The following is a 14,057-nucleotide window of genomic DNA, read 5'->3' as shown; positions in this document are numbered from 1 at the left end:
GTATTTTAATTCAATAAAAAGTTTCTGATAATCACTTCTCCATCAGGGGTTAAAATGCTTTCGGGGTGAAACTGAACTCCGTGTACATCATAAGTTTTGTGCTGCAGGGCCATAATCATTCCGTCCTTATCCACCGCTGTGATTTCAAGCTCCTCCGGAAATCCTACCGGATTGACTGCCCAGCTGTGGTATCTTCCCACTTCCATTCCTGAAACCAGGTTTTTGAAAATTTTAGTGTTTTCTTTAACAAATTCGGCGGAGGTAGCCACACCGTGAAAAATTTCTGAAAGATTGATCAGGTTTCCTCCGAAAGCTTCTGCAATAGCCTGCTGTCCGAGACATACACCCAGAATACTTTTGGTAGGAGCATATTCTTTGATCAGCTCCAGTAATATTCCGGCTTCTTCAGGAATTCCAGGACCTGGAGAAAGGATAATTTTGTCATATTTCCCGATCTCTTCCAATGTGATCTGATCATTTCTTACCACATCCACTTTTTGATCCAGAACTCGTTCAATAATCTGGACAAGATTGTAGGTAAAGCTGTCGTAGTTATCAAAAACCAGAACTTTAAGTTGGCTGGGAGTTGCTGGTGGGTTTATATCGTTGCTCATTTTTTGTTTTTTTAATTATTTGGGGAGTTTTGCTAGTTGCTGGTTGCTGGTTGCTGGTTGTTGGTTATCGGTTATCGGTTATTGTTGACTTATCACTCATCACTTTTAACTCATCACTATTTTACCGGCTTTGTCTACTGCTTTTTTCAGTGCATTTAATTTATTGTTTACTTCCTGCAATTCATTTTCAGGGATAGATTTTGCCACCAGTCCGGCTCCCGCCTGATAGTAAAGCGTATTGTTTCTGCTTAAAAACGTCCGGATCATAATCGCCTGGTTGCAGGTTCCGTTTAATCCGATCATCCCGATACATCCGCCATAATATCCGCGGGAATCTTTTTCATATTGATCGATAAGTTGAAGAGCTTTGTGCTTAGGAGCACCGCTTAGAGTTCCCTGAGGGAAAGTTGCGGAAACCATATCAAGAGGGTTGAGGTTTTCCGGAAGATCAGCCGTCACTTCACTCACCATATGAATAACATGGGAAAAAAGTTGGATTTCTTTAAGTTTAGTAACCGTTACATTTTTACCTAATTTTCCAAGATCATTTCTGGCCAGATCTACCAACATCGTGTGTTCCGCATTTTCTTTTGGATCATTTTTTAATGCTTCTATGGACTCCAGGTCCGTTTCCAGATGCCCGGTTCTCTTAAACGTTCCTGCAATAGGATGGATAATTGCTTTATGATCTTTAATAATTAACTGGCTTTCGGGACTTGATCCAAATAATTTGTAATTTCCATAATCAAAAAAGAAAAGATAAGGGGAAGGATTGATATTTCTAAGTGCCCGGTATACATTGAATTCATCACCTTTAAATTTCTGTTCAAATCTTCTGCTTAACACCAATTGGAAAACATCCCCTCTCATGCAATGTTTCTGAGCTGTTTTTACCAGTTCGATATATTCTTCATCGGTAAGATTGGAAGTTTCGTTATCTATTTTCTCAAAAGGGTAGACCGGAGTATTTTGATTTCTGATCAGATTTTCAAGCAGATAAAGTTCGGACTTTAAACCAGGAATTTGATTTTCAATGATATGCATCTCATCGTTATAATGATTGATCGCAATGACATATTGATATAATCTGTAACGGAGAATAGGAATTTCTACTTCCGGACTCTGTGGTTTTAAGTGGATGTTTTCAAAGAACTGTACAGCTTCAAAACTGGTGTATCCAAAAAGACTCTGAGCCGTCTGTTCAATAGGATCATGGGTAGTTTCACATTCGAAAACACTTTGGAAATCATCAAAAATATCAGCGATATTACGTTCTCCGATCAGCTGTTTCACAGGATCTGAACCCGGAAGCTTGATTTCAAATTCAGTAAGATTTTTAACTTCAATTCCTGCTACAGCATTAACAGCAATAAATGAAAAGTTATTATCAATATTTTTGGCGTCTGAACTTTCCAGAAGGATCGTATCCCGGAATCTGTCTCTGATCTGAAGATAGATATTCATAGGAGTATAAAGGTCTCCCAATGTTTTTTTAGAATCGGTCTTTATTTTAATTTTTTGAATGGACATCTGACTTGTATTTTTTTGTTTTGGATTAAATAAAAAAAAGGCTTCAACGGAATCCGTCAAAGCCTATATATTGTGTATTTTTATTATTCTGCTATATCTTTAGCAACATGACAATACCTCCAGACCCGACGAAGAGTTTGAAAGCCACCACCAAATATTGTTGCTCATATTAAACATGGGACAAATGTAGAAATTTTTTTAATACAAAAACAAGAAAAAGTCTGAAAATTATAAAACTTAAAATAGAAACCCTTTATTTAAGCTGCTTCAACTCTGTTTTTAATTCCTCTATTTTTGCTTTGTACTCTTCACTGTCATAGCTTTTTAGATAATCTTCCAGTGCGGCAATATATTCTTCAATGAATTCTTTATTTGTTTTGTCTGCCTCATATTTGATCTTTGCTGATTGGATCGGCGCTATTTTTTCATACTTCAGCCTATTGCTTCCTTCCTCGGATTGATCATAAAGAATCACGATGTTTTTCTCATATCCCGGAATATATTTTACCGGGAAATATTGGCCCATCGCAGGAATTCTGATGGCATTCTCAATCGGGTAAATGGTTGCACTGGTCGTCGAAAAGAAGGTTGATATGAATTTTCCGTCCTTTTTTTTGACAATGGCTTCGTAATCATGAATATACATGTCATTCAGGGTAGAATTGGTTTCTACATCCGAGGTGATGATGGCTGTACTCTCAACGCCGTATTTATTTAGAAACCATGCATTCAGATACTGTCCGGCAACACCATTCACTATAGCCAGAGGAATAATCGGTGCGAGGAACCAGGCCTTTTTGGTCACAAAAGAAAGCAGACTAAAGAACACCAGAAGGATAATCACGGTATAAAAACCATGATGACTGGTGAAAAACAGGATTTTGGAGATGAAAATCATAGCTTAAATGTAAAACTATCGGTACAAATAATCATTATCTAAACATTAATTTTCCGGAGAAATATAAATAAGATGAACATTTGTCATGAGTTTAAACGCTTATTTTTTATATTTTTGTCTAAATTTTATAGAAAAAATAATGAGAAAAGTATTAGCAATTGCATTTATCGGAAGTTTATTAGTGGTAAACTGCTCTAAAAAGCCAGATCATACATTACAGGACAGCAACACGATGCTTGAAGAGCCTGAAACTACGACAGTAGTAGACTCTACGGCTAAGAAAGCTGCTCCGGCTGCTGCAACAACTCCGGCATCAGCAACTCCTGAAGCTGCTAAAACAGATTCTACTGCAGCGAAAAAATAATGAAAAAATTCCTTTTGGCAGGAGCTGTGGGGTTTTTCCTCCTTTCCTGTTCTAAAAAAGAAAATACGGAGGCACAAGCATTGCCCTCTGAGACATCCGCTGTTTCGGAGCCGGTAAAGGCTAATATTTCAGGTGATCAGATCATTGAAACATTAGACTGTTCAGGATGCCATGCCGTAAATGAGAGAATGATAGGACCTTCTTACAAAGAGATTGCAGAAAAATATTCTGATAAAGATATTGAAATGCTGGCCTCGAAGATTATAGAAGGCGGAAGCGGAGTTTGGGGAGGCGTTCCGATGGCTGCCCATCCACAGGTGTCTAAAGAAGATGCTAAAAAAATGGTAGAATATATTTTGAGTCAGAAAAAATAAATATGACTACTGAAAAATCCAGTCTGCACACAAGAAATCTGCATCGCAATCCCTATGATTTTGATCAGCTTATTTCTTGTGTGCCAGAACTGAAACACTATGTTTTTGTTAATGCTTACGAAACGAAAACCATTAACTTCAGTCTTCCCAAAGCGGTTAAACTTCTTAATCAGGCATTGCTTTTACATTTTTACGATATTAAAAACTGGGATATTCCCGAAACTAATTTATGTCCTCCTATTCCGGGACGGGCAGATTATATCCATTATATTGCTGATCTTTTGGCAGAACAACGTCCCGAAATTCCATCAGGCAGTTCGATATCGGGTCTGGATATTGGCACAGGCGCAAATCTCGTGTACCCTTTACTCGCCCACAGATCTTATGGGTGGACAATGCTGGGAACAGATATCAATCAGGATTCATTAAAAAATGCACAGCGTATTTTAGATCACAATCCGGATTTATCACCAGTTATTCAATTAAAAAAACAACCTGATTCCCATCATATTTTCAAAAATATCATCGGGAGTGGACACCGTTTTACATTCTCTATGTGTAATCCTCCGTTTCATGATTCTGAAGAATCAGCATTAAAAGGAAACCTCAGGAAAACAAAGAATATCAATACATCAAAGTCAAAAAAACCTTTACTTAATTTCGGTGGACAACAGTCTGAATTGTGGTGTGAAGGAGGCGAACTTGCTTTTATCACCAAAATGATTGAGGAAAGTGCTCAGTATTCCTCACAGGTTCTTTGGTTTACCTGTTTAGTGTCTAAAAAAGATAATCTGTATAAGCTGACCACAAGATTAAAAATGGTCAAGGTAATTGATTTCAAAATCATCGATATGGCTCAGGGGCAAAAAGTAAGCAGAATGCTGGCGTGGACCTTTGTTCCTCAGAAAGAGAGGAAAGCCTGGTTTTAAAGTGAATTGTCAATTTTGCTGCGCTAGTCAATATTGAATGATAATCTGGGTGAATAGTTTTAATGGCCGGAGATAGTGTCAATAGCGGATTTTGCTGTACAAGTCAATAGTGAATATTATTGCATACAAAAAATTCACGGCGAAGCCAATTCACAATTCACCATTGACCATTCACATTTAACTGATACTCCTAATCATAATCACCATTAATAAATTCCCTGCAAAGCAAATTCACCAGTGACCATTCACAATTAAAAAAATCATCATTGACAAATCACTAAAAATGCCTAAATTTGTACGCTTTTAGAAAAATAAGAAATGCAATTATCAGAACAAGAAATCATTAGAAGAGAAAAGCTGAACAAGCTTACTGAAATGGGAATAAATGCGTTCCCTGCGGAGGAGTATACGATTACAGATACTACAGAATCTATAAAACAGGATTTTTCTGAGAATAAAAAGGTGAAGATCGCTGGTAGATTGATGTCCCGCAGAATTCAGGGAAAGGCTTCTTTTGCTGAATTGCAGGACTCTAAGGGTAAGATTCAGGTGTATTTCAACAGAGATGAGATCTGTCCGGGTGATGATAAAGAACTGTACAATGAAGTGTATAAGCACCTTTTGGACATCGGAGATATTATCGGTATCGAAGGAACTTTATTCACTACTCAGGTAGGGGAAATGACAATTTTAGTAAAGAACTTTACGCTTCTTACAAAATCTTTGCGCCCATTACCGCAGGCTAAAACTGATGAAAACGGAGTAGTACATGACGGGTTCAATGATCCGGAATTAAGATACAGGCAGCGTTATGTCGACCTGATGGTCAACCCTAATGTAAAGGAGGTTTTCGTTAAAAGAACCAAACTTTACAATGCGATGAGGACATTCTTCAATGAGGCAGGATATTTTGAGGTGGAAACACCCATACTTCAGTCTATTCCAGGAGGAGCAGCTGCGAGACCGTTTATTACTCACCATAATTCTTTAGATATCCCTTTATATTTAAGAATTGCTAACGAATTATATCTGAAAAGATTAATTGTAGGTGGTTTTGACGGGGTGTATGAATTCTCAAAGAACTTCAGAAATGAAGGGATGGATAGAACTCATAATCCTGAGTTTACTGTAATGGAAATCTATGTAGCCTATAAAGACTACAACTGGATGATGGATTTTACCGAAAAATTATTGGAATTCTGCGCGACTCAGGTTAATGGATCTTCGGAAGCAAAATTTGGTGAGCATCAGATCAGCTTCAAAGCTCCTTTTGCAAGAGTATCTATGACAGAGGCTATTATAAAATATACAGGTTTCGATATCACAGGGAAAACGGAGCAGGAATTATTTGATTTTGCAAAGTCTATCGGAATTGATGTGAATGAAACGATGGGGAAAGGAAAATTAATCGATGAGATCTTCGGTGAAAAGTGTGAAGGAAACTTCATTCAGCCTACGTTCATCACAGATTATCCTGTGGAAATGTCTCCATTAACGAAGAAACACAGAAGCATAGAAGGCCTAACGGAGCGTTTTGAACTTATGGTTTGTGGAAAAGAAGTAGCGAATGCTTATTCTGAATTAAATGACCCGATCGACCAGAGAGAACGTTTTGAAGATCAGTTAAAATTATCTGAAAAAGGAGATGATGAAGCAGGCCAGTTTATTGATGAAGATTTCCTGAGAGCATTGGAATACGGAATGCCGCCAACCTCAGGAATGGGAATTGGGATGGACAGACTGATCATGTTCCTGACGAACAATGCATCGATCCAAGAAGTGTTATTCTTCCCTCAGATGAGACCGGAAAAAACGGTTCCTCAGATAGAATTGGGTGAAGATGAAAAAGTAATTCTTGAGATCCTTAATTCTCAGGAAGAGCCATTCACATTAGCAGAAGTAAAAGAAAGAAGCCAATTATCCGGGAAGAAATGGGATAAAGCATCTAAGACTTTAACTAAAAATAATTTGGTGAAAGTGGAGAAGATTGATGAGAATGTTTTGATGAAACTGGTTTAAAAAATTCTATATAAAATAAAAAAGCTGTTTATGATAAAATAAGCAGCTTTTTTATTAAATTAACACAATTAAAAAACATCACAATGAAACTTCTTTATTTTTTTTTTTATCCTTACAATTAGTATTAAGGGGCAATTTTATATAACCAGAGATTCAAATTATGCTGGAGGACCTAGCGGTTGGGAAACATTTCCATATTTGTTTACCCCAAATGGCACTGCTCTAGTATCGAACGCAGGAGAAGGAAAACTGAAAAAAAAATTGCTGGATGGAAGCTATGACCCTAATTTTGGGATTAATGGATCTATTCCGGTTAGTCCTACTTCTGGTAATAAAATGGATTGTGTTGCCAATGATCAGAATATTTATACATTTTGGAGACTTCCGTCTCCAAGTATAGGTTGGACTATAAAAAAATATGATTCAAATGGAGTTTTGGACTCATCTTATGGAGTTAATGGCACACTGACAATAAATTATAACTATTATCAAGTATTTACTGACAATAATTCAAATTTATATTTTGTAGATTTAAATAATAAAATAAAAAAGATTTTAGCTAACGGGCAGGTTGACAATAGTTTTAACTTTAATAATCCTACTTCAATAGTAGGTCTCTCTAATAACTACTTATATATATATAGATCTCTTGGATTAAGTAGACTTGATTTTAATGGTAATCTTGATACAACATTTGGTAATCAAGGTGGATTGTATTTAGAGAAATTTTATTTAAATGAAAATACTGATGAAATTATTACTTTTACCATTAGCAATACTTCTAACTCTACAATGATTATTGAAAAATATACTTCTACCGGAATTATCGATACTAATTTTGGAGTAAACGGAGTAAAGACTATAACAGCATTCACAACACCAATGTTCTATACTGCTGATTTTGATTCAGATGGGAATATAGTTTTTTTTGGAGGATATTCATTAAATAATTGGACAATAGGGAGTTATCCTAATTTGAAAATGATTATGAGGCTGAAGCCTAATGGTATGGAAGATTATACTTTTAATCATAATTCTTTCTACTATATGGGGAACACTGACAATGACGGATATATAATTGATGCTAAAATAGTAAACGGAAATAAATACCTGGTGATAAACAAGTATCGATATACAATGGGATCATTTAAAACGTACTTATCACAGATAATCAGAACGGCAGTATTAAGTACATCGGAAATAGATAAAGAAGGAAAACTATCTGTTTATCCTAATCCGGTTCAGGATGAATTCAATATAGTATTACAGAATAATGAAAAGTTGGAGTCAGTAGAAATTTTTGATATGGCAGGAAGGTCAATACTAAAAACATTGGTTTTAAAAAATAACGTTGCTGATCTTACAAAAGGAACTTATCTGTTGTTAATAAAGACAAACAAAAAAAGTTATCAGACAAAATTCATTAAAAATTAATCTGTTTGAATTGGGCACTATAGAATAAGAGATATATCTTCAAATCAAGGGTCCTGTCCTGACAAATATTTATGTGAATATTCCTGATATTATTTGAAAAAATATAAGAAGAACGTTTAAAAAAACCGGTACAGAATCACTCTGTACCGGTTTCTTTTTTCCATTTTCGCAAAGGTGTCCTGAAATTCTTAAACGGCGCCACCGTATTGATATGGATCCATTTCCAGACGGGCCACTGGGCGGGGGTAGTAGCCCATTTTCTCTGTTCCGGAATAAATAAAGTTTCGTGATCAAGGCTTTCAATCCATTTTATAATTTCATTCACCTGATTCTTCAGCATTTCTCTTTGCTGATCAAGGCTGTAAGTTCCATACTTATGATAAAAAGATTCATAAAGTCCGCCTAAATTATTCCATTTATATCCAGATGCTGGAGTGTGTACATCGATTCCCTTCTTCTCGTCTGATTCCCATTGAAGTAGAAGACTGGTCCAGCCAAGTTGATAAGACAGATTCTGTGAAGGACTTTTGTCAACTCCCGGTTTCAGAAAATCCTTGTTATCTTCAGATATATTATCAAATTCCTGGTCATAAAGCAGATGATTCTTCTTTATAGCTTCAATAAGTTCTGTTTTGTCTTTATACCGGACCATATATTACTTTCTCAGTCTGCTGAATGAAGCCATCAGATAAAACAAAAACGGCAGAATAAACAGAGAACCAAGCATCAATGCCCATCCTAAAGCATCAATAGTTTTTGGGGGCGCCATATGAGCCAATAAAGAAAGATGCTGTCCATTTCCCAATAAAATGATATCGGGATTATGCTGATAGGTAGCTGCAACAAGGATCATTACCATCTGAAATCCTGCTAATGCCCTTACGGGAAGCAATTTCCGGTTATGTAAAGCTTTAAGAATCAGTCCTAACGCTATTGTAGCAAATGAAATTGCCATAATACCCAATGGTTTTGAGAAAACCCATGTGACCAAAGGAATATCAGATAAATATGCTGCTAAAAATACCAGTGCTCCTGTTAAGACTACAAAGATCATAGTCTGTTTAGATTTTTTGATCATCAATGTCAGATCCATCTTATCGCGGGTTTCTCTTAATGAAAAAATAGCAGCCAGATAAGCGCAGAGGGCAACCGTAAATAATCCTACAGCAACACCGAACCAGTTCAGCCAGCTGAAAATATAAAGATCTAAAAAAGTATTAGCGTCAGGATTAATAGACTGCGAAACAGTAGCTGCAGCAATAAGTCCTAAGAAAAATGGGGTCAACAGACTTGCATAATAAAAGATCTGCGTATACAGAACCTGCCAGTTGTCCTTCACGGCATCATAATGTCTGAAAGTAAACGCCGTTCCCCTGGCAATAATTCCCAAAAGCATCAGCACCAGAGGGATATGGAGATAGGTCGACATCGTGGTGTAAATTTCAGGAAATCCTACAAAGAGGATAACGATCGCAATAATCAGCCACATATGATTAGCTTCCCATACAGGTGCTATCGATTCATACATAAGCTCCTGGGTTTTGGGACGTGCTTTTTTATGCGTAAAAAGTTCCACTATTCCGGCTCCGAAATCAGCGCCACCCAGAATGATATACAGGCAGATAGAAAGCCACAGAAAACCTATAACAACGTAGATCATGATTTTTTGTTTTTATCGTTAAACTGAGCGTCTGTAGGGTCGTAAAGTTTTGGTACCATCTGAATCTGTCTTCTCAGAAGAAAAATAATAATCAGTGATAAAGAAACAAAAATAGCGGTGAAAAAGTAAAAAGAGTACTGAATTCCCGGCATGGGCGTCACCGCATCAATTGTTCTCATGACTCCATAGATGATCCATGGCTGTCTTCCCACCTCAGTCACTGTCCATCCTGCTTCCAGGGCAATATATCCGAAAGGAGTCGCGATCAGAAAGGTTTTTAAAAGCCAGTTTTTATTCAGCCATTCCTTTCTGAAAAAGAAAGCGTAAAGATAGATACTTCCGATACAGATCATCACAACGCCGAAGAAGATCATGATCTGGAAAGCATAGTGTACAACCGCTACCGGAGGCCATTCGTCTCTTGGAAAATCATTTAATCCCTTAACTTCATGATTGAAATCGTTGCTTACTAAAAAGCTTAATACTTTTGGAATTTTAATGGCATATTTTACTTCACCCTTTTCCTGATCAGGAATCCCTCCGATAATGAAAGGCGCTCCTTTCTCCGTTTCAAAGTGAGCTTCCATTGCGGCAAGTTTAATAGGTTGTCTCTCAGCAACAGATTTTGCAGCCACATCACCGCTTAAAGGTGCTCCAAACGCCCCGATTAAGGCAAATCCGGCGGCAATCCTGAACGCTTTCGTATGGAATTCCACATTCTTTTTCTTCATAATTAAAAAAGCGTGAACCCCTGCAACGACAAATCCTGTAGCACAGAATGCCGCCACCGTCATATGAAGCGCCTGAGGAAACCAGGCATCGTTCAACATGGCTTTAATAGGATCTATATTGACATATTGTCCGTTGATATAATCAAATCCTGTAGGTGAATTCATCCAGGCATTAGCGGCTACCACAAGAATACCCGAAGCCAGCCCGCTCAATCCCACAAGGAATCCGCAGAACCAATGGAACCATTTATTAAATTTATCCCAGCCATATAAAAAGAAACCGATGGCAATGGCTTCAATAAAAAATGCAGTTCCCTCAAGAGAAAACGGCATTCCGAAAATCGGTCCGGCATGTTTCATGAATCCCGGCCACAGAAGTCCAAGCTCAAAAGAAAGCATGGTTCCTGAAACGGCACCGGTAGCAAAGAGGATCGCTACGCCCTTACTCCATGCTTTGGTAAGGCCTTTATATACTTCATTATTGGTTTTGAGGTATTTCCAGTGGGCAAAGGCCATTAAGAAGGGCATTACCATTCCCACACAGGCGAAAATGATATGAAAGCCCAGCGACAGGGCCATCTGCGCGCGGGCTGCAATAAAATCATCCATATTATCAACTTTTGAGTAAATAAATTTAAGCATAAAATACGGATGTATAATATGATTTAATACAGTTGACGTTTAAGAAATAGATCATAACTTTAAGCTTTTTTGTGCGTTGAAAGTTCTTTAGTTCTACTCCGAAATCGATTCTTTTTAATGTCTTGCTGAGAAGGATATTTTACTTAAAATAAAGGATGTTTTAGAATATAATTTATTTTGAAGAGGAGTTTTATTTTTCTGTCCTAAAACTTTATATTTGTTATTATGATTGACACAGATATGCAGAATAAAAAAATACACCAGGGACGAAATATCAAGCGTTTTAGAGAAATGCTCGGCATTAAGCAGGAAGCACTGGCTTTTGAGCTGGGTGAGGACTGGAATCAGAAGAACATTTCTCTTCTTGAGCAGAAGGAAACTGTAGAATCCGATATTTTAGCAAAAGTTGCGAATATTCTTAAAGTTCCTGCGGAAGCTATTGAGAATTTTGATGAAAAGCAAGCAATCAGTATAATTTCAAATACAGCTTCTTTTGATAATTGTCAGCAACCAGCTTTTTTTAATTTTCAACCTACATTCAATCCGCTTGATAAAATTGTGGAATTATATGATGAAAAAATAGCCCTGTACGAAAGAATGCTGAAAGAGAAGGATGATATGTTCGTGAGGCTTGAAAAATTGATCGAAAAGAAGTAAAGGTCACGATTATCATTTAATATGATAAAAAATTGATTCTGAAAAACATAAAGTTCGTTGGTACAAGAACCATCAAAAATAGAGCAGGCCAAGGTCTGCTTTTTTATATTGAAAACAATCCTTTTTTGACATATTTTAACTTTCATAAGTCGAAAAAAATCACGATATTTGTAGGTCTTTGCATTAGGCAAAATTTATTAATTTTATATGAGTCAAAAACAATATACAGCTAGTAGTATCCAAGCCTTAGAAGGGATGGAACACGTTCGACTAAGACCATCAATGTACATTGGAGATGTAGGAGTAAGAGGTCTTCATCATTTGGTTTATGAAGTAGTAGATAACTCTATTGATGAGGCTTTGGCAGGGTATTGCGATACCATTCTGGTAACCATCCACGAAGGAGAGAGTATCTCTGTAAAAGATAACGGTAGAGGGATTCCTGTAGATTTTCACGAAAAAGAACAAAAATCCGCTCTGGAGGTTGTCATGACTAAAATTGGAGCAGGAGGAAAATTTGATAAAGATTCTTACAAAGTATCCGGAGGTCTTCACGGAGTGGGGGTATCGTGTGTGAACGCACTTTCCACTTTATTGGTGGCTACGGTAAGCCTTAACGGTAAATTATATCAACAAAAATATTCAGAAGGTAAAGCCCTTGCAGACGTTGCTGAAATTGGAACTACTGATGAAAGAGGAACAGAAGTTTTCTTTCAGCCGGATGCTACCATCTTTCAGGAAACGGTGTATAACTATGATACGCTTGCCACAAGATTACGTGAACTGGCTTTCCTTAACAAAGGAATCACCATTACGCTGATTGACGAGAGAACGCCTAACGATGACGGATCATTCCCGACGGAAATTTTCCATTCAGAAGGTGGTTTGAAAGAGTTTGTTGAATTTATCGACGGAAACAGAGAATCAATCATGGAGAATGTAATCTTCATGGAAGCAGAAAGAGATGATATTCCGGTAGAAGTTGCGATGCGCTACAACACGTCATTCAGCGAGAACCTTCACTCTTATGTAAACAATATCAACACGCATGAAGGAGGAACTCACCTTGCAGGTTTCAGACGTGCTTTGACAAGAACATTGAAGAAGTATGCTGATGATTTAGGAATTCCGCAAAAAGAAAAAGTAGAAATTACAGGAGATGACTTCCGTGAAGGATTAACAGCTGTGATTTCTGTAAAAGTAATGGAGCCTCAGTTTGAAGGGCAGACCAAGACGAAATTAGGAAACTCTGAAGTTTCCGGGGCTGTAGATAAAATTGTAGGGGAAATGCTTTCCAATTTTCTTGAAGAAAACCCGAATGAAGCAAAAATTATTGTTCAAAAAGTAGTTTTAGCAGCAAAAGCAAGACAGGCAGCGAAGAAAGCCCGTGAAATGGTTCAGAGAAAATCTCCAATGGGAGGTTCAGGACTTCCCGGGAAACTATCAGACTGTTCATCCAAAGATCCGGCAGAATCCGAACTGTTCTTAGTGGAGGGAGATTCCGCAGGTGGTACGGCTAAGCAAGGTAGAGACAGACATTTCCAGGCTATTTTGCCTTTAAGAGGTAAAATTCTGAACGTTGAAAAATCAATGCTTCATAAAGTATATGACAACGAGGAAATTAAAAACATCTATACTGCTCTTGGAGTTTCTGTAGGAACGGAAGAAGACAGTAAGGCCTTGAATATGGCTAAATTACGATATCATAAAGTAGTGATCATGACCGATGCCGATATTGACGGATCTCACATTTCTACTCTGATTCTTACCTTCTTCTTCAGATTTATGAAAGAACTTATTGAGAATGGATATATCTATATTGCTCAACCTCCTTTATATTTATTAAAGAAAGGAAACAAGAAGGTATATGCTTATAATGAGAAAGAGCGTGAAGAATTTACTCTAGAAATGGCTCCAGATGGAAAAGGAGTAGAGGTTCAGCGTTATAAAGGTCTTGGGGAAATGAATCCTGAACAGCTTTGGGAAACAACGCTTAACCCTCAACACAGGATCTTAAAGCAAGTAACGATTGACAATGCAGTAGAAGCAGACAGTATATTCTCAATGCTGATGGGAGATGAGGTTCCGCCAAGAAGAGAGTTTATCGAGAAAAATGCAAAATATGCCAAGATTGATGCATAATTGTTATTAAAAATATATTGAAAAAAGCTTCTATTTATTAGAAGCTTTTTTTATATTTGATGC

Annotated in this window: 13 protein-coding genes; 7 read left to right on the top strand and 6 right to left on the bottom strand. The window is 37.2% G+C overall.

Annotated features, from left to right (window positions below; genetic code table 11):
* Nucleotides 1–5: 5 nt before the first annotated feature.
* The 3 genes from BW964_RS06345 to BW964_RS06335 form a co-directional block, all read right to left on the bottom strand.
* Nucleotides 6–614 (bottom strand): anthranilate synthase component II, encoded by a 609-nt coding sequence (locus BW964_RS06345; protein WP_076505769.1) that lies wholly within the window; start codon nt 612–614, stop codon nt 6–8.
* 105 nt (nt 615–719) lie between these two features.
* Complete coding sequence (locus BW964_RS06340) at nt 720–2,144, bottom strand: anthranilate synthase component I family protein (RefSeq protein ID WP_076505768.1); 1,425 nt, start codon at nt 2,142–2,144, stop codon at nt 720–722.
* A 253-nt stretch (nt 2,145–2,397) separates the two neighbouring features.
* Nucleotides 2,398–3,042 carry a hypothetical protein gene (locus BW964_RS06335; protein ID WP_076505766.1) on the bottom strand — a complete coding sequence of 215 codons (645 nt, stop codon included), beginning with the start codon at nt 3,040–3,042 and terminating at the stop codon, nt 2,398–2,400.
* 139 nt (nt 3,043–3,181) lie between these two features.
* Between BW964_RS06335 and BW964_RS06330 the strand changes: the two genes are divergently transcribed.
* The 5 genes from BW964_RS06330 (at nt 3,182) to BW964_RS06310 (ending at nt 8,162) form a co-directional block, all read left to right on the top strand.
* Nucleotides 3,182–3,406 carry a hypothetical protein gene (locus BW964_RS06330; protein WP_076505764.1) on the top strand — a complete coding sequence of 75 codons (225 nt, stop codon included), beginning with the start codon at nt 3,182–3,184 and terminating at the stop codon, nt 3,404–3,406.
* A complete protein-coding gene (locus BW964_RS06325; protein ID WP_076505762.1) occupies nt 3,406–3,780 on the top strand; it encodes a c-type cytochrome in 375 nt (124 codons plus the stop codon). Before BW964_RS06330 ends, BW964_RS06325 begins: the two co-directional genes overlap by 1 nt.
* Before the next feature lie 2 nt (nt 3,781–3,782).
* Complete coding sequence (gene rlmF / locus BW964_RS06320) at nt 3,783–4,709, top strand: 23S rRNA (adenine(1618)-N(6))-methyltransferase RlmF (protein ID WP_076505760.1); 927 nt, start codon at nt 3,783–3,785, stop codon at nt 4,707–4,709.
* 318 nt (nt 4,710–5,027) lie between these two features.
* On the top strand, nt 5,028–6,728 hold the full coding sequence (gene lysS / locus BW964_RS06315) for a lysine--tRNA ligase (RefSeq protein ID WP_076505758.1): 1,701 nt from the start codon (nt 5,028–5,030) through the stop codon (nt 6,726–6,728).
* A gap of 198 nt (nt 6,729–6,926) precedes the next feature.
* A complete protein-coding gene (locus BW964_RS06310; RefSeq protein ID WP_076505756.1) occupies nt 6,927–8,162 on the top strand; it encodes a T9SS type A sorting domain-containing protein in 1,236 nt (411 codons plus the stop codon).
* A 136-nt stretch (nt 8,163–8,298) separates the two neighbouring features.
* On the opposite strand, the gene BW964_RS06305 is transcribed toward BW964_RS06310, so the two are convergent.
* From BW964_RS06305 to BW964_RS06295, 3 genes are read right to left on the bottom strand one after another with little or no spacing between them, the layout of a single operon-like run.
* Entirely contained in the window at nt 8,299–8,814 is a 516-nt protein-coding gene (locus BW964_RS06305) for a ClbS/DfsB family four-helix bundle protein (protein ID WP_076505754.1), read from the bottom strand.
* 3 nt (nt 8,815–8,817) lie between these two features.
* On the bottom strand, nt 8,818–9,822 hold the full coding sequence (locus BW964_RS06300; protein ID WP_076505752.1) for a cytochrome d ubiquinol oxidase subunit II: 1,005 nt from the start codon (nt 9,820–9,822) through the stop codon (nt 8,818–8,820).
* A complete protein-coding gene (locus BW964_RS06295) occupies nt 9,819–11,162 on the bottom strand; it encodes a cytochrome ubiquinol oxidase subunit I (protein ID WP_076505750.1) in 1,344 nt (447 codons plus the stop codon). Before BW964_RS06295 ends, BW964_RS06300 begins: the two co-directional genes overlap by 4 nt.
* Before the next feature lie 258 nt (nt 11,163–11,420).
* On the opposite strand from BW964_RS06295, the gene BW964_RS06290 reads away from it, so the two are divergent.
* Entirely contained in the window at nt 11,421–11,852 is a 432-nt protein-coding gene (locus BW964_RS06290; RefSeq protein ID WP_076505748.1) for a helix-turn-helix transcriptional regulator, read from the top strand.
* Nucleotides 11,853–12,059: 207 nt separating this feature from the next.
* Entirely contained in the window at nt 12,060–13,994 is a 1,935-nt protein-coding gene (gyrB, locus tag BW964_RS06285; RefSeq protein ID WP_076505745.1) for a DNA topoisomerase (ATP-hydrolyzing) subunit B, read from the top strand.
* The last annotated feature ends 63 nt before the right edge of the window (nt 13,995–14,057 follow it).

It is taken from the genome of Chryseobacterium shigense (assembly GCF_900156575.1).
Taxonomy (GTDB): domain Bacteria; phylum Bacteroidota; class Bacteroidia; order Flavobacteriales; family Weeksellaceae; genus Chryseobacterium; species Chryseobacterium shigense.
Note: the sequence above shows the minus strand (reverse complement) of the source record. Positions and strands in the feature narration are given on the sequence as shown.

Excerpts from the sequence above, each read along its gene's own strand:
- BW964_RS06290 (WP_076505748.1), top strand. The coding sequence starts at position 11,421 with ATGATTGACACAGATATGCAGAATAAAAAAATACACCAGGGACGAAAT.
- BW964_RS06335 (WP_076505766.1), bottom strand. The coding sequence starts at position 3,042 with ATGATTTTCATCTCCAAAATCCTGTTTTTCACCAGTCATCATGGTTTT.
- BW964_RS06295 (WP_076505750.1), bottom strand. The coding sequence starts at position 11,162 with ATGGATGATTTTATTGCAGCCCGCGCGCAGATGGCCCTGTCGCTGGGC.
- BW964_RS06300 (WP_076505752.1), bottom strand. The coding sequence starts at position 9,822 with ATGATCTACGTTGTTATAGGTTTTCTGTGGCTTTCTATCTGCCTGTAT.
- BW964_RS06305 (WP_076505754.1), bottom strand. The coding sequence starts at position 8,814 with ATGGTCCGGTATAAAGACAAAACAGAACTTATTGAAGCTATAAAGAAG.
- BW964_RS06325 (WP_076505762.1), top strand. The coding sequence starts at position 3,406 with ATGAAAAAATTCCTTTTGGCAGGAGCTGTGGGGTTTTTCCTCCTTTCC.
- lysS (WP_076505758.1), top strand. The coding sequence starts at position 5,028 with ATGCAATTATCAGAACAAGAAATCATTAGAAGAGAAAAGCTGAACAAG.
- BW964_RS06345 (WP_076505769.1), bottom strand. The coding sequence starts at position 614 with ATGAGCAACGATATAAACCCACCAGCAACTCCCAGCCAACTTAAAGTT.
- BW964_RS06330 (WP_076505764.1), top strand. The coding sequence starts at position 3,182 with ATGAGAAAAGTATTAGCAATTGCATTTATCGGAAGTTTATTAGTGGTA.
- gyrB (WP_076505745.1), top strand. The coding sequence starts at position 12,060 with ATGAGTCAAAAACAATATACAGCTAGTAGTATCCAAGCCTTAGAAGGG.
- BW964_RS06340 (WP_076505768.1), bottom strand. The coding sequence starts at position 2,144 with ATGTCCATTCAAAAAATTAAAATAAAGACCGATTCTAAAAAAACATTG.
- rlmF (WP_076505760.1), top strand. The coding sequence starts at position 3,783 with ATGACTACTGAAAAATCCAGTCTGCACACAAGAAATCTGCATCGCAAT.